Origin of the sequence: Neobacillus sp. NPDC093127 (assembly GCF_044754175.1) — a bacterium.
Lineage (GTDB): Bacteria > Bacillota > Bacilli > Bacillales > Cytobacillaceae > Neobacillus.
Map to the genome: position 1 here is coordinate 275,030 of NZ_JBIVOP010000002.1, position 14,178 is coordinate 289,207.

Genomic DNA, 14,178 nt, shown 5'->3' on the forward strand with positions numbered 1-14,178 from the left:
CTGTCGCCAAGCGTGCGTCAACTGTCGAGAAACGTGTGCCAACTGTCGCGAAGCGTGCGTCAACTGTCGCCAAGCGTGCGTCAACTGTCGCAAAGCGTCGTCAACTGTCGCAAAACGTGTGCCAACTGTCGCCAAGCGTGTGCCTCTGTCGCAAAGCATCCGATGGTTATGCTATTATTAATAAATGGAGGTGAGTTTCTTGATTTATATCGGTGTGACAGGCTGGGGTGACCATGACAGCTTATACCCAGGACAAATTTCCTCAAGAGATAAATTAAAGGAATATGCGGGGCATTTTCCGATTGTTGAAGTGGATACAGCTTTTTATGCGATTCAACCTACACGTAATGCCGAAAAGTGGGTCAATGAAACACCTGCAAGCTTCCAATTTGTCGTTAAAGCCTACCAAGGGATGACAGGGCACATAAGGGGCGAGATCCCTTTTGAATCCAAACAAGCAATGTTCAACGCCTTTAAAGAGTCACTGGTTCCATACATAGAAGCCAATAAATTAGCCATGACCCTTTTTCAATTCCCGCCATGGTTTGCCTGTAAACGGGAAAATGTTGAGTACTTAAGATGGTGCAAGCGTGAGATGGGTGATATTCCTTGTGCACTTGAATTCAGGCACCAATCGTGGTTCGCACCTCAATACCGTCAAAAAACGCTTGAATTCATGCAAACAGAAAAATGGATTCATAGCATTTGCGATGAACCCCAATCCGGTGAGGGTTCGATTCCAACGATCCTGAAGACTACTGATCCTGATAAGGTCTTGGTAAGGTTTCATGGACGTAATGTTCATGGCTGGCAAAAGCGGAATGCCGAGAACTGGCGCGAGGTTCGTTATCTCTATCGCTATAATCAGCAAGAGCTAAAAGAATGGGCAGATTCCATCCAAACATTAGCCAAAGAATCCACAAATGTGTATCTCCTCTTTAACAACAATTCAGGTGGGGATGCTGCAGACAATGCGAAGGAAATGATGAATCTTTTACATATAGAATATGACGATCTTGCCCCAAGGCAGCTAGGGTTATTTTGACAATTCCTTCAACCTCAAGGCAAATTAAAACATACACTAGAAGGTGAAAACAAAATGGAATGGATTGTATTAGTTTTAGTAGGCCTAGTCGCAAGCTCGCTAGGTTCGTTGATTGGCATGGGGGGAGGAATCATAGTTGTTCCTGCCTTGCTGTACTTAGCCACATTATCAACATTCAGTCATCTAACACCGCAGGTAGTAGTAGGGACCTCACTGTTTACGATGATATTTACAGGTCTATCCTCAACATTATCCTATATGAAGCATAAGACCGTTGATTATAAAAGCGGCTTTATCTTTCTTATTGGAAGCGGCCCCGGAAGTATTCTTGGTGCCTGGGTAACAGATAAATTAGATTTGCATTCATTTAATATTTATTTCGGTCTTTTTATTCTTTTTGTCTCGATTGTATTGGTCGTAAAGGATAAATTAAAACCGATTCCCTATCGAAAGGACAAGGGGGTTGTTCGCAGCTTTACCGATAATGGCGGCAAAACCTTCGAATACGGTTTTAGTCCAGCTATCGCCATTCTTATTTCCTTTGTTGTTGGATTTTTATCAGGAATCTTTGGGATTGGCGGCGGTTCGCTAATGGTACCAACGATGATTTTGTTATTCTTTTTTCCACCACATGTGGCAACTGCAACCTCCATGTTCATGATATTACCAACTTCCATTCTAAGTTCGATCACCCATATTTCCCTAGGAAATGTGAACTGGCTTTATGCACTAGCCCTTATACCTGGAGCATGGATTGGCGCAAAAGTAGGAGTGTTTCTAAATACAAAGCTAAAGAGCAAAACGATTGTCTTAATTATCAGAACCATCCTTGTGATTGTTGGGATTCGTTTAATATATCAAGGTATAGTAGGGTAAGGGAGAAAAATGGAAACGATTCATATCTATCATACAAATGATGTTCACAGTCACCTAGAAAATTGGCCGCGAATTGCGCAGTTCCTGCATAAAGAAAAAAAGCGGCACCTCCAAACAGAGGAGGAAGTCTTTCTGTTTGATATTGGTGATTTTATTGACCGCTGGCACCCGTATACTGAGGCAACCAAAGGAAAAGGAAACATTCCCCTATTAAATGAGTGTCAATATACGGCCGTCACGATTGGCAACAATGAGGGGGTAAATCTTCCCTTTGAAGATTTGAATCACCTCTATGACGAAGCACAATTTGATGTTCTAGCAGCAAACTTTTATCAAAAAAATGAAAAATACCCTGATTGGGTGAAACCCTATAAGATTTATCATACGAAAAAGGGAACAAGGGTTGGAGTGATTGGTCTCACCGTCCAATTTGCTCACCTTTATGAATTGCTTGGCTGGGAATTGACGGAGCCAATTTCCGAGTTAAAAAAATGGCTGCATGTATTGAAGGAAGAGGCCGACTTCATTATCTTGCTGTCCCATCTTGGCATCCATGATGATGAACGAATCGCAGCAGAATTCCCGGAAATAGACGTCATCTTAGGCGCCCATACCCATCATGTTCTTGAACAGGGAAAGCAGGTAGGCAGCACGCTCCTTGGGGCGGCAGGGAAGTATGGTTATTTTGTCGGCCAAGTTACTGTCACCATAGATGACAAAAAATCAATTATCAACAAAAATGCGCTTCTTTATGCCACAAACGAGCTTCCCTCCGTTCAAAATGAACAGGAACAAGTTGATGCCTTTTTAGAGAAAGGGAAGCAGCTGCTAGATCAGAAAGTCTCAACGCTGACCAAACCAATGCCAAATAATCTTTTTCAGGAAACAGAGCTCTCCCTTTTTCTGTGCAAGGCATTACGGGAATGGTGCAATGCTGATTGTGCAATGATAAATGCTGGTTTGCTTTTAGGCCCGTTAGCAGGCGATGTGACCGAATATGACCTGCTGACAATTTGCCCCCATCCAATCAATCCTTGTACTATCGAACTGACAGGCAGAGAGTTACAGGAGGTTTTACTTGAGACGATGGATGAAAGCTTACACCATAAGCATATAAAAGGTCTAGGGTTTAGAGGAACGCTCTTGGGGATATTCGTCTATGATCGCCTTAGCCTTAAAGGAAACACGGTATATGTGAATGGCAAAGAATTAAATTATGAACAAACCTACACATTAGCCCTGCCGGATATGTTTACTTTTGGTCATTTTTTCAAAGAAGTGCTTCCAAGCAAACAGAAAAGATATTTTCTGCCGGAATTTTTGCGCGATTTATTAAAATGGAAGTTACAGTTGGACACCTAGCCCATCACGGATTTTCCTCTACTGTCATAATGTGATAGTGAGGAAAGGAGTGTGGGAACCTTTGATTGATCTTTCACCAATTGAAATTAATGGCCATACGTTTTTGGTTGTTTCTGTGTTACTTCCTAAAACCACCTTGCTCGCGGTGACAAGCGACAAGGGATATATTATGTGCGGTGCCCTGGACGTGGGATTATTAAATGAAAAATTAAAGGACCGCAAAATTATTGCAGGCCGAGCTGTCGGTGTAAGAACGATTGATCAGCTGCTAAATGCCCCGTTAGAGTCAGTGACCTTGGAGGCAGAGGAACTAGGGATTCACGAAGGAATGCTTGGCAAAGAAGCCTTATTGAAGATGGTGTAAAAGCTTGCATTGATGGCAGGCTTTTTTTATCCCCTTTTTAGGCTAGTTCCCCTTTTCTAAGCATACATATAGCAAGAAGGGGTGATTTCTTTGGCAAAGTTTCGCCGTCGGCTCAGGAAGCGGGGACCGCTGCCTTTCCGCTATGTTATGCTGTTATCTTTTGTCTTTTTCCTTTTCTCAACCGCTACTGGTTTGTGGCTCGTCAATAAAGGTATCGAGCCAGCGCTCATGGGATACGCTGAATCACAAACCCGAAAAATAGCTTCAATGGTTATAAATAAAGCAATCAGTAAAAAGGCAGTTGACTTTGGTGATGTGAAAAATGTAATAGAACTAACTCCAGGACCTAATGGAAGTGCACCAAGTGCAAATTTAAAAACAGAGGTCGTCAATCAGAAGTTATCTGAAATTACGAGTCAGATACAGAAGAACTTAACAGCAGTTGAAAAAGGGGATCTTTCCTCGTTAGAGTATGTAACAGATGTGGAAATTGAAACAAACGCTACCAAAAGCTCAGATGGGATTGTTTGGTATGTCCCAATTGGTCGAGCAACCAATATTGCCTTGTTCGGTACTTTAGGTCCTAAGATTCCAGTGAAATTTAATGCAATTGGCGATGTGCGTCCAGATGTAAAAATAGATCCTAAACCAATCGGGATTAATAATACATGGATTGATGTTTCTATTCATTTAGAAGTGTCTATTCAAATCATTACGCCTTTTGCTACAAAAATAACCAAACTGGATCAAAGCATTTTTGTTGGTGGAACCTTAGTACAGGGAGTTGTTCCACAATATTATAATGGAGGAAACGGTTCTCCACCTTCTATTCTACTTCCAAAAGATAAGTCAGGAAATTAACAAGGACTATCCATCAAGGACAGTCCTATTTCTTCTTACCAGTATTCGCCCGTTCAAGCCGCTTCCATTTTGCTAAATGCGGGTAAGGGTCAAACGACCATTCGGTAATCCCATTGTCTTTATACATTCCGTAATGTAAATGGGGCGGGAATTTTCCGGAGGTTCCCGGCGGACCATAGCCAGAACTTCCGACACCGCCAATGACCATCCCCGGTTCTACAATTTGCCCGACCTTCAAATCCTTCGCAAACCCGCTGAGATGGGCGAAATAATGATAGGTGTTATTAATATCACGGATGCCGATTCTCCAGCCGCCGAACTTGTTCCAGCCCTTCATTTCGATAATCCCATAGTTTGTAGCACGTACAGGAACCCCGTAATCGGCAAAAATATCGGTCCCTTCATGGATCCTTCTTCCGCCCCAGCCCCGGGCATCCCCCCAAGTACTGCGGTAGCTGTGATTGCTTCGAATCGGAACAGGAAACACTTGCTTATCTAAATCAAGCCGTCCGAAATGACGGTAAACTTTTGCCTTTCCCATAATGATTCCGACGGTTTTAGCGCGGTGATAGTAATTCCATAACCCAATTTTAAGATTTTCAGGATCGACCCCGTATGAAAGAAGATAATGAGCAATTGCATATAGTACATCCTCATCACTCTTTAAGCTCGCTTTACCATCCCCATCCCCGTCAACACCCAATCCATTAAAAAATTGAAGAACTGCCGGGTTTACTGCAGAAGGGTTAGGATTGGTCAGGCCGGCCCATTGTTCAGGTCGGAAATAAATAGCAATGGTGCTTTCCGGTTTGGGCAAGTCGCGGCGGACAAGGCGGATGCTTCTTTCGTATTGATCAATGGCAGCTAAATAATACCAAGGAATCTGTGTAACGGTTTCGACCTTCTTGTAAAGCATCATTCTCTCCTGGTAGGGATCAAGTTCTTTAGCATGAGCATCCCTGACAGCCACTGTAGAGGTAAAGAATAAAAGGATAGTTCCAATTATCAGAAAAGCCCGCACAGGAATCCTCCTTCCGATTAATGTACATGATTAGTTTATGACTTCTTCGCTATTTCATTAAGGTTAATAATTGGTAATCGCAACTCAAAAGGTAGTCTGCTTGTCGTTCTATATGCAGTATGTTAAAGTGATTCAGAAGAACTCATTTATTTATACATATTAGGGGTGTAACAATGAGCAAGAATGAAGAAATTTTACGGAAGCCTGAATGGTTAAAAATAAAACTAAATACAAATGCTTCTTATACCGGTTTGAAAAAAATGATGCGGGAAAAGAATCTTCATACCGTTTGTGAGGAAGCACGCTGTCCGAATATTCATGAATGCTGGGCGGAAAGAAGAACAGCAACCTTTATGATTCTTGGGGATACATGTACTCGAGCCTGCCGCTTTTGTGCGGTAAAAACAGGGCTGCCAACAGAATTAGACTTACAAGAGCCGGAAAGAGTCGCTGACTCCGTTCAATTAATGAACCTAAAGCATGTGGTGATAACCGCCGTAGCGCGTGATGATTTAAAGGACGGCGGGGCAGCTGTTTTTGCGGAAACGGTTCGGGCGATACGCCGCAAAAATCCATTTACAAGTATTGAAGTTCTTCCCTCCGATATGGGCGGGAAAGAAGAAAATTTACAGCTGTTGATGGATGCTAAACCCGATATCTTAAATCATAATATCGAGACGGTAAGAAGCTTGACGCCAAGAGTAAGGGCGCGTGCTACATACGATCGGTCTCTTGAGTTTCTCCGCCGGGCGAAAGAAATGCAGCCAAGCATCCCAACAAAATCTAGTTTAATGATTGGGCTTGGAGAAACAAAAGAGGAAATTATCGAAGTGATGGACGATCTACGCGCGAATCATGTCAATATTATGACGATTGGTCAATACCTGCAGCCGACAAAGAGTCATCTTAAGGTTGTAAAGTATTATAGTCCTGATGAATTTAAGGAATTACAGCAAATTGCCATGAGTAAAGGCTTTAGTCATTGTGAGGCAGGACCATTGGTTCGTTCCTCTTATCATGCTGATGAACAAGTAAATGCCGCTGCCAAACATAAGCAATTATTAGGTGAACAAGACGCAAAGGAAGCATAAGAAATGCGAAAGAGCCGTTTAGCAGGGTGCTTCCTTATTTATAAAAGAGTTCAGTCGGATAAGGGACTGAACTCTTTTAATGAGGTATATTAACGATTTGGTCTAATTTTATTATAATCATCCGGTGTCTGGCCATTTTCGTCTTCACTTGGGCTCATTCGTTGTCCTTGTGGTGATTTTTTCATTTGTGCCACAAGGCCGGTGACCAAATTACGTGAATTTCGGCTTGTTGAATCTAGATTGGCGAGATTTTCCACATCACGCATTAACACCTTATTGTCTGAGACATATACATGGTAAAACCGTGGCACCACCGACATCGCTGTCTTCTTTACCTGGTCAGCAGTCAGATTGCGGTCTTTTGAATCGGTATTATATGCAATTAAAACCTCTTGATCCGTAACAAGTGTTGCGACATCATTGACATTTGGAATATCGGTACTGTACTTGCTGATAATATTGGCAACCTGTTCACGATCGAGCGCTGCATAGTGGTCGTTCGTTTTATTATCATTCATCAGCGGACTCTTTTGGTGACGGACAAAGCCATAATTGTTGCTGACATTCCGGACTCCACGGCTTGCGCCTTCATTGTAGAGTTCATGCCTTTTATTATTAACGTTAATGGTATTGCCGCTTTCCTCATACACATCACGATTGGACATATCCTTTGAGCATCCAGTTAAAGCTGTCATCGTACATAATCCCATGATGATGACTAATTTTTTCAACTTAAACACCTCCTTTTATTAGAATAGCCAAAGTAAGGATTTTTTTTCTTAGTAAAAGATGGGGAATCGGTTATAATGGGTATTAAGAATTCGCTGGCAAAATGAGGTGGAAAAAGCATGATTATTATTAACAACACAATGTATGAATTAGTGCAGGAATATCGAAATGGGTTTAATGAGGAAGCACTAAAGGCTAGGTTTAGTGATATTTTATCGAGATATGATTATATCGTCGGGGATTGGGGTTATGGTCAGCTCCGGTTAAAGGGCTTTTTTGATGACCAAAACCAAAAGGCCACATTTGATTCGAAAATTAGCACCCTAAATGAGTATTTTTATGAATACTGTAATTTCGGTTGTGCTAACTTTGTTTTGAAAAAAGTAAAGAAATAAAACGAAGGGAATCGGACCCTTCGTTTTTTTATTCCCATTTAATTATCGTATGGTACCTGTTCATCCCTTATCAGGGTCATCATGTGTTGGATGTGCCCCATCCATCTGGCGCGGTAAATCTTGGTGCAATGATTTAAATTCGTAATTGTAAGCACTATAGCGGCGCTGCCCTTCCTTCCAGGGAGTGCTTTTATTTTGTACAGTATCGTTAACTCTAAAGGTTGAACCATAAGGGCCTTCGGGAAACTCTTGCGCCGTTAAGAAATTTTGCTGCTTCTCAACATTAGATAATTCAGTATATTTACTCGAATCCTTATCCTCCATGTTTTTCACACTCCTTATACTGTTAGTATGTCGTTAAGAGTTGAAAAACATAAGCGGATCATTAAACGATTTCCGTTAAGAAAGAGCGCAGTTCCGCTGCATCTGCTTCATTTAGCTGAAAAGCAAACTCTAAATATCCCTCTTCTTCCAGGTCATCCGGACCGATAATCGCAAACCGGCTTCCTTGCATATCAAGAACAAGCTGCTTTCCATAGTGGCGATTACTTTGAACAATTGCTAAATCAAAGCGCTGGTTTTCACCAACAAAGCTGATAAATCTTGTTTTTGTATCTTCTGTATCATCGTATAAGAAAAAGCGTTCATTCATCAAAAAGATCTCCTTTGTTAAATTGACATCTTCTCTATAGTAACAAATAAAACCGTACGATGGGACTTTTAACAATTTTTCTTACGGAAAAACACGAAAGATGTCAAATTATGTTACAATATATCTAAGCATTTAAGTTGACTTCTGAGAGGGATGAAAACAATGGTCCGTCGTTCCATCGAAAAAATCAAAACCATCATCAAATGGGGAAAAATTATCTTACCTCTTTCGTCAATACGCTTTTATCCTCCCCAATTTATTTTGCGAAACCCTGTTATCCAAGGAGTAACGGCTGCCATTAACGATGGACATGAAGTAGCTGTTATTGTCTTTAATTTAAAGAATATGAATGAATTGTCAGAACAGCTAAGCCAATCTCAGTACGCACTTTTAATCAAACAGATAAAAAAATATTTCCGCATTGCTGTCGAGACAGAAATCGCTATGCAGGATGTCATTACCTTGCATGATTTTTACGGGGACGGTTTGACACTTTACATAAAGGTTGATGAGTCACGGCTTTGCTTATCAGAAATCGATACGATTATGAAAAAAATAATCAATCATGTTGAGCGGAATTTGCAAAAATATAATCCCACAATCCAGACCATATTTGTAACGGGATATATGTTCGTTGAAAAAAAGTATTATTCGATTCAGGATTCCGTTGTAAGAGCCCATCGGCAGGCGCTTGCTATGGCAGAAAAACGCATCAAATCAGAATTTAATGAAATGGTGTTCGCTATCAAAAGAATTATTTCAAAGAAGAATATCAAATTATTAGCCCAGCCGATTATCAATGTGGCCACAAAAGAAGTGTATGCCTTAGAAATGCTTACCCGCGGTCCAGCAGGAACTGTTTTAGAAAGTCCATTATCACTTTTTTCAGTTGCAAGGCAGACAGGTGTCCTCTATGAACTTGAAATGATTGTAATTGAAAGGGTTTTCAGCCAGATAAAGGCAACAAAATGCCGGCAGGACATCTTTGTCAATTGTACACCGCTGACGCTTGGAAATATTCGCTTTACCCGCGATTTAAAAACAATCATGCAGCAATATAAAGGGATTTCACCCAAGCAAATTACCTTTGAAGTGACCGAAAATGATTCGATTGAGGGCTTAAAGAATTTCATTTATAATCTTAAAATGTTAAGATTAATGGGGTTCCGGATTGCCATGGATGATACGGGTGCCGGTTATTCTAGTTTAAGTATTATTAGTGAAATCATGCCTGATATCATAAAAATTGACCGGTCTGTGATTCAGAATATTGATAAGAATTCAATCAAAGAATCCATGTTAAAAGGATTAATGTTAATCGCCAGGGAGGCTGGGTCCTTAGTAGTTGCCGAAGGGATAGAAAATGAGGACGAGGCGTCAGTATTAACACGAAATAATGTGGATCTAGCACAAGGTTATTTCTATGCACGGCCATCCGCGCTAATAAATAGTATTGCAACTTAGAATGGAGGAAGCGGTACAATGTATTTTGTTGACAGAGAAAAGATTGAAGCAGCTCTAATTTATTTAGAAAGGCAAATCACTCTCTTCAGAAGCCAGGCAGATTGGTCAACACCAATCGAACAAGCAGCGTTAGAACGCTTGAGCCAAATGATGATTGAGTCTGTTTTAGATGTTGGAAATGCGATGATAGACGGTTTTATCATGCGCGATCCTGGGAGCTATGAGGACATTATTGACATCTTGATTGATGAAAAGGTTGTTTCAGCGAAAACAGGGGAAAGTTTAAAGTTTATCATCCAATATCGGAAAAAACTTGTTCACGATTACATACATATCGACCATGGCGAGCTGCAGGAGCATTTTTCAAGATATCTTCATGAGTTAGTGACTTTTCCTGATAACGTACGCAATTACCTTGCTAATGAATTAGGACCCGTTTCTGCGTTTAAAAACTAATTTTCTACTGTTTTTTAAGTGATAGGCTGTGTTAAAGCACATTGTTGATTTTGAGCACAATGTTGATTGGAGTGGAAGGCGCGAGACTCCTGCGGGAGCAGTGGGACAGGTGAGACCCCGCAGGCGCTTTAGCGCCGAGGAGGCTCACCGCCCGCCCCGCGGAAAGCGAAGCGCCTGGAACGGAAATCAACATTCACTTTTAACAGATGCAAGTGATAAGGAGTGATTTTTTTTTGAAAAAATATAAGGGTTATTTGATTGATTTAGATGGTACGATGTATAAAGGAACAGATCGGATTGAGGCTGCTTCTGATTTTGTTAAACAGCTTCGCGATAAGGGGATTCCTTACTTATTTGTTACAAATAATTCGTCGCGGACCCCGGCACAGGTTGCTGAAAAGTTAGTCCGCTTTGATATTCCAGCAGAAGAAAAGCTTGTGTTTACGACAAGCCAGGCAACCGCTAATTATATTTATGAACGTAAAAATGACGCATCTGTCTATTGTATTGGTGAAGAGGGGATACGAACGGCTCTAGCGGAAAAAGGATTGCAATTTGCCGGTGAGCATGCCGACTACGTTGTTACAGGGATTGACCGCTCGATCAGCTACGAAAAATTAGCCGTTGCCTGCTTGGCGGTCCGCAACGGGGCGACCTTTATTTCCACAAATGGTGACATTGCCATCCCGACGGAAAGAGGACTGCTGCCGGGAAATGGATCACTAACATCGGTTATTACCGTATCTACACAGACCAACCCGATTTTTATCGGCAAGCCGGAGTCCATTATTATGGAACAGGCCTTAAAGGTTTTAGGTACAGCAAAAGAAGAGACACTGATGGTTGGCGATTATTATGATACCGACATATTAGCGGGGATGAATGCGGGAATGGACACATTACTCGTTCATACAGGTGTAACAACAAAAGAATTGCTTGCCGGCTATGACCGCATGCCGACCTATTCAATTGATACATTAGACCAGTGGGAAATATAAGAAAAGGATGGGTGCAAAGTTACCCATCCTTTTTGCTGCTTACTTTTTCTCCTCCTCAGCTCTTGCTGCCCTGTGTGCCAGTCTGCTGGAGGCCGCTGCGGCGATGGCGCCGACAATATCATCTAAAAAGGTATGGCACTCGCCAGTGGATTTATCATTTAAATGTGCTAGAATCCCAGGCTTTAGTTTATCGATGTAACCGTAATTGGTAAAGCCGATCGAGCCGTAAACATTTACAATCGAAAAGGCCAGTATTTCATCCACCCCATAAAGACTTTCATCGCTGCCGATTATTGATTGGAGCGGTTCTTCTAACATCCCTTTTTCAGCAAGCATATCAAGCTGGATTCCGGTGATGATCGCGTTTTGTACCTCCCGCTTGGAAAGGACCCGTTCCACGTTCGCCAAACAGTCCTCCATCTTTAAGTTTTCGTGATACTTTTCCTGCAAAAAGAAAACTAAATCGGCTATATCCTGAACTTCAACGCCTCTTTCTTTCAGCCATCTGCGTGCAGTTTCTTCGGTTAGATCCACTTTTTTGTCTTCTGCCATTTATTCGATCACCTTTTCCTTTTATTTACACTATATATATACGCTATTTCAATCTCATATGCAATTTCTTCATGGTTAATCTTTTTCTAAAAAAGACGCCAAGAAACAAGTTTTTAAAAGCCCATACATATACTTGAGATAGAAAAGGAATGAAGAAGAGGTGGGACCCGGATGCTTCAGAAAATGCTTGAAAATCAATACGGAATCACGGTAGAGGAATATGTAAAATTAGATCGTTTTGATGCACTAAGGGGAAATGGCTGGCTCTATTTGATTGCTAATCCGTCGGGAAGGGAAGAAGAGGAAATCGCGGAGCTAGGGAAATTGGCCGAGCATTTAAGAAATTATGGGGATCAAAATGTCCCAATCTTATTGCCAACCAAGGAGGGTAATTTAATTGCGGAGTGGGAAAAAAATAAATATTGCGTGTTAGCGAATCGACAGACCGAAGAACAGCGAAAAATAAAATTAGGGCGGAAGCTCGCCAAATTCCATGAGCGCGGCAGGAGGGTGCCTTTTCAGATAGAAAGGTCAAGCAGGATTGGCCAATGGAAGGCCTTGTGGGAAAAACGGCTGGAGCAAATGGAAAAGGTTTGGAGCGGTCTCCTTTTTCAAACACCTGAAGATGAGTTTGAACGGATGTTTATCGATTCCTTTCCGTATTATCTGGGATTAACAGAAAATGCGATTCAATATCTAGTTGATACAGAGCTGGATGAAGAACCGTTAGAAACGGATGGCGGTACCGTTTGTCATGAGCGTTTTACGAAAAAAATATGGGGACCGTATAGTCATTATCTGATTAAAAACCCGTTTGATTGGGTATTTGATCACCGCAGCCGTGATTTAGCGGAATGGACGAGGGAGAGGTATTTTCGCAATATCCAGACCTACGATGTTGAATTAAAGCAATTCTTTGCGGAGTATCAAAGTATTGCCCCCTTGTCCCCCTTTTCATGGCGTTTATTATACTCACGATTAATCTTTCCGCTGCATTACTTCGATTGTATAGAAAGTTATTATATTACGCGTTCGGAACAGGAAAAGAAGGTATTAGAAGAGCGCTTAAGTAAAATCTTACGACAATCAAGCGACTATGAAGGGTTTTTGACGGGATTCTTTCAAATGTCCGGGGCACCGGTAAAACGGCTCCATATCCCGCAGCTAGAATGGCTTTTTCGATAAAATGAAACGATTCAAGCTTATTCGCAGGAGTCAATAATAAACTTATGGTAAAATTAATAAGACAAAGATGAAGAAGAAGGAAGTGTATGCAGCATGAAGCCTTACGTTTATATTACACGGAAGCTTCCAGATGAAGTAATAAAACCACTACTGCAAAACTTTAATGTTAATATGTGGGATCATGACGATATTCCAGTCCCGAGAGACCTCTTACTTTCTGAAGCGAAAAAAGCAGATGCTCTGTTGACAATGTTGTCTGATTCCATTGATGAAGCAAGTTTAACCGCGGGGAAAAATTTAAAGGTTGTTGCAAACCTTGCTGTTGGTTTTGATAATATCGATGTAAAAGCCGCGAGCAGGGAAGGGATTGCAGTTTGTAATACACCTGATGTATTAACCGATACTACCGCCGATTTAACGTTCGGCTTATTGATGGCGACGGCCCGAAGGATTGTTGAAGCGGCGGAATTCGTGAAAGAAGACAAGTGGAAGAGCTGGAGCCCGCTATTATTGGCAGGCCATGATATACACCATAAAACCATTGGCATTGTGGGCATGGGGAAAATCGGCGAAACGGTGGCGAAGCGGGCCACAGGTTTTGAGATGGACATCCTCTACCATAACCGGACGAGAAAACCAGCGGCCGAGCAAGAGCTTGGGGCAGTTTACATGTCATTTGAAGAGCTTGTGGAAAAGTCGGACTTTGTTGTCTGTCTGACGCCGCTTACGCCGGAAACGAAAAACATGTTTACTCGTGATGTATTTCAAAAAATGAAACAATCGGCTATATTCATCAATGCTTCAAGAGGTCCAGTTGTTGATGAACAGGCCTTATATGAGGCATTAGTAGCAGGCGAAATTGCCGGGGCAGGGCTTGATGTTTTTGACAAAGAACCAATTGATGCCAGTCATCCATTATTAAAGCTTTCTAATGTCGTCGCCCTGCCGCATATCGGCAGCGCTAGTGTCGAAACGAGAACCGTAATGATGGGGCTTTGTATCGATAATATCGCGGCGGTCTTAGAAGGAAGAGAGCCGAAGACACTTGTGAATAAAGATTGGATGCCCTTAGTTAGAGCTTGAAAATAATAAAAGCGATTGCCGCCATGGCAATCGCTTTTCGAATT

The 14,178-nt window shown here is 41.7% G+C and carries 17 protein-coding genes; 12 read left to right on the forward strand and 5 right to left on the reverse strand.

The features are described 5' to 3' along the window. Positions 1 to 199 precede the first annotated feature (199 nt). The 5 genes from ACIQCO_RS04510 to yunB all read left to right on the forward strand — a co-directional run bounded on the left by ACIQCO_RS04510 (position 200) and on the right by yunB (position 4,508). A complete protein-coding gene (locus ACIQCO_RS04510; RefSeq protein WP_400426386.1) occupies positions 200 to 1,045 on the forward strand; it encodes a DUF72 domain-containing protein in 846 nt (281 codons plus the stop codon). Positions 1,046 to 1,099: 54 nt separating this feature from the next. Beyond that, on the forward strand, positions 1,100 to 1,921 hold the full coding sequence (locus ACIQCO_RS04515) for a sulfite exporter TauE/SafE family protein (protein WP_400426387.1): 822 nt from the start codon (positions 1,100 to 1,102) through the stop codon (positions 1,919 to 1,921). 9 nt (positions 1,922 to 1,930) lie between these two features. Further along, positions 1,931 to 3,283 (forward strand): bifunctional metallophosphatase/5'-nucleotidase, encoded by a 1,353-nt coding sequence (locus ACIQCO_RS04520; protein WP_400426388.1) that lies wholly within the window; start codon positions 1,931 to 1,933, stop codon positions 3,281 to 3,283. Between the two features lie 61 nt (positions 3,284 to 3,344). Continuing rightward, positions 3,345 to 3,647, forward strand: coding sequence for a YunC family protein (locus tag ACIQCO_RS04525; RefSeq protein ID WP_400426389.1), 303 nt, complete (start codon positions 3,345 to 3,347; stop codon positions 3,645 to 3,647). 81 nt (positions 3,648 to 3,728) lie between these two features. Continuing rightward, positions 3,729 to 4,508: a sporulation protein YunB gene (gene yunB, locus ACIQCO_RS04530; RefSeq protein ID WP_400426390.1), complete on the forward strand. Its 780-nt coding sequence runs from the start codon at positions 3,729 to 3,731 to the stop codon at positions 4,506 to 4,508. A 25-nt stretch (positions 4,509 to 4,533) separates the two neighbouring features. Here yunB and ACIQCO_RS04535 read toward each other — a convergent pair whose 3' ends face one another. Beyond that, positions 4,534 to 5,529, reverse strand: coding sequence for a M23 family metallopeptidase (locus ACIQCO_RS04535; protein ID WP_400426391.1), 996 nt, complete (start codon positions 5,527 to 5,529; stop codon positions 4,534 to 4,536). A gap of 173 nt (positions 5,530 to 5,702) precedes the next feature. Here ACIQCO_RS04535 and lipA point away from each other — a divergent pair, with 173 nt between their 5' ends. After that, positions 5,703 to 6,620, forward strand: a complete 918-nt coding sequence (gene lipA / locus ACIQCO_RS04540) for a lipoyl synthase (RefSeq protein ID WP_400426392.1) — start codon at positions 5,703 to 5,705, stop codon at positions 6,618 to 6,620. An 89-nt stretch (positions 6,621 to 6,709) separates the two neighbouring features. Here lipA and ACIQCO_RS04545 read toward each other — a convergent pair whose 3' ends face one another. Continuing rightward, positions 6,710 to 7,360 carry a YhcN/YlaJ family sporulation lipoprotein gene (locus ACIQCO_RS04545; protein ID WP_400426393.1) on the reverse strand — a complete coding sequence of 217 codons (651 nt, stop codon included), beginning with the start codon at positions 7,358 to 7,360 and terminating at the stop codon, positions 6,710 to 6,712. A 108-nt stretch (positions 7,361 to 7,468) separates the two neighbouring features. On the opposite strand from ACIQCO_RS04545, the gene ACIQCO_RS04550 reads away from it, so the two are divergent. Then, on the forward strand, positions 7,469 to 7,744 hold the full coding sequence (locus tag ACIQCO_RS04550; RefSeq protein WP_024026591.1) for a YutD family protein: 276 nt from the start codon (positions 7,469 to 7,471) through the stop codon (positions 7,742 to 7,744). A gap of 60 nt (positions 7,745 to 7,804) precedes the next feature. Here the strand turns inward: ACIQCO_RS04550 and ACIQCO_RS04555 are convergent, their stop codons facing one another. Both ACIQCO_RS04555 and ACIQCO_RS04560 read right to left on the reverse strand, forming a co-directional pair. Next, a complete protein-coding gene (locus ACIQCO_RS04555) occupies positions 7,805 to 8,068 on the reverse strand; it encodes a cytosolic protein (RefSeq protein WP_400426394.1) in 264 nt (87 codons plus the stop codon). Positions 8,069 to 8,129: 61 nt separating this feature from the next. Further along, the gene (locus tag ACIQCO_RS04560) at positions 8,130 to 8,396 is read right to left on the reverse strand and encodes a DUF3055 domain-containing protein (protein ID WP_400426395.1); all 267 of its coding nucleotides are present in this window, start codon (positions 8,394 to 8,396) and stop codon (positions 8,130 to 8,132) included. Positions 8,397 to 8,549: 153 nt separating this feature from the next. Between ACIQCO_RS04560 and ACIQCO_RS04565 the strand changes: the two genes are divergently transcribed. The 3 genes from ACIQCO_RS04565 (at position 8,550) to ACIQCO_RS04575 (ending at position 11,314) form a co-directional block, all read left to right on the forward strand. Beyond that, the gene (locus ACIQCO_RS04565; RefSeq protein ID WP_400426396.1) at positions 8,550 to 9,860 is read left to right on the forward strand and encodes an EAL domain-containing protein; all 1,311 of its coding nucleotides are present in this window, start codon (positions 8,550 to 8,552) and stop codon (positions 9,858 to 9,860) included. Positions 9,861 to 9,878: 18 nt separating this feature from the next. Continuing rightward, positions 9,879 to 10,316, forward strand: coding sequence for a DUF86 domain-containing protein (locus tag ACIQCO_RS04570; RefSeq protein WP_400426397.1), 438 nt, complete (start codon positions 9,879 to 9,881; stop codon positions 10,314 to 10,316). A 233-nt stretch (positions 10,317 to 10,549) separates the two neighbouring features. Further along, on the forward strand, positions 10,550 to 11,314 hold the full coding sequence (locus ACIQCO_RS04575; protein ID WP_400426398.1) for a TIGR01457 family HAD-type hydrolase: 765 nt from the start codon (positions 10,550 to 10,552) through the stop codon (positions 11,312 to 11,314). A 39-nt stretch (positions 11,315 to 11,353) separates the two neighbouring features. On the opposite strand, the gene ACIQCO_RS04580 is transcribed toward ACIQCO_RS04575, so the two are convergent. Beyond that, positions 11,354 to 11,866, reverse strand: a complete 513-nt coding sequence (locus ACIQCO_RS04580) for a phosphatidylglycerophosphatase A family protein (RefSeq protein WP_024028415.1) — start codon at positions 11,864 to 11,866, stop codon at positions 11,354 to 11,356. A 171-nt stretch (positions 11,867 to 12,037) separates the two neighbouring features. Between ACIQCO_RS04580 and yutH the strand changes: the two genes are divergently transcribed. Both yutH and ACIQCO_RS04590 read left to right on the forward strand, forming a co-directional pair. Next, positions 12,038 to 13,051, forward strand: coding sequence for a spore coat putative kinase YutH (yutH, locus tag ACIQCO_RS04585; RefSeq protein WP_400426399.1), 1,014 nt, complete (start codon positions 12,038 to 12,040; stop codon positions 13,049 to 13,051). A gap of 93 nt (positions 13,052 to 13,144) precedes the next feature. Next, positions 13,145 to 14,134, forward strand: coding sequence for a 2-hydroxyacid dehydrogenase (locus tag ACIQCO_RS04590; protein WP_400426400.1), 990 nt, complete (start codon positions 13,145 to 13,147; stop codon positions 14,132 to 14,134). The last annotated feature ends 44 nt before the right edge of the window (positions 14,135 to 14,178 follow it).

Excerpts from the sequence above, each read along its gene's own strand:
- ACIQCO_RS04515 (WP_400426387.1), top strand. The coding sequence starts at position 1,100 with ATGGAATGGATTGTATTAGTTTTAGTAGGCCTAGTCGCAAGCTCGCTA.
- ACIQCO_RS04520 (WP_400426388.1), top strand. The coding sequence starts at position 1,931 with ATGGAAACGATTCATATCTATCATACAAATGATGTTCACAGTCACCTA.
- lipA (WP_400426392.1), top strand. The coding sequence starts at position 5,703 with ATGAGCAAGAATGAAGAAATTTTACGGAAGCCTGAATGGTTAAAAATA.
- ACIQCO_RS04550 (WP_024026591.1), top strand. The coding sequence starts at position 7,469 with ATGATTATTATTAACAACACAATGTATGAATTAGTGCAGGAATATCGA.
- ACIQCO_RS04555 (WP_400426394.1), bottom strand. The coding sequence starts at position 8,068 with ATGGAGGATAAGGATTCGAGTAAATATACTGAATTATCTAATGTTGAG.
- ACIQCO_RS04560 (WP_400426395.1), bottom strand. The coding sequence starts at position 8,396 with ATGAATGAACGCTTTTTCTTATACGATGATACAGAAGATACAAAAACA.
- ACIQCO_RS04565 (WP_400426396.1), top strand. The coding sequence starts at position 8,550 with ATGAAAACAATGGTCCGTCGTTCCATCGAAAAAATCAAAACCATCATC.
- ACIQCO_RS04570 (WP_400426397.1), top strand. The coding sequence starts at position 9,879 with ATGTATTTTGTTGACAGAGAAAAGATTGAAGCAGCTCTAATTTATTTA.
- ACIQCO_RS04580 (WP_024028415.1), bottom strand. The coding sequence starts at position 11,866 with ATGGCAGAAGACAAAAAAGTGGATCTAACCGAAGAAACTGCACGCAGA.
- yutH (WP_400426399.1), top strand. The coding sequence starts at position 12,038 with ATGCTTCAGAAAATGCTTGAAAATCAATACGGAATCACGGTAGAGGAA.
- ACIQCO_RS04590 (WP_400426400.1), top strand. The coding sequence starts at position 13,145 with ATGAAGCCTTACGTTTATATTACACGGAAGCTTCCAGATGAAGTAATA.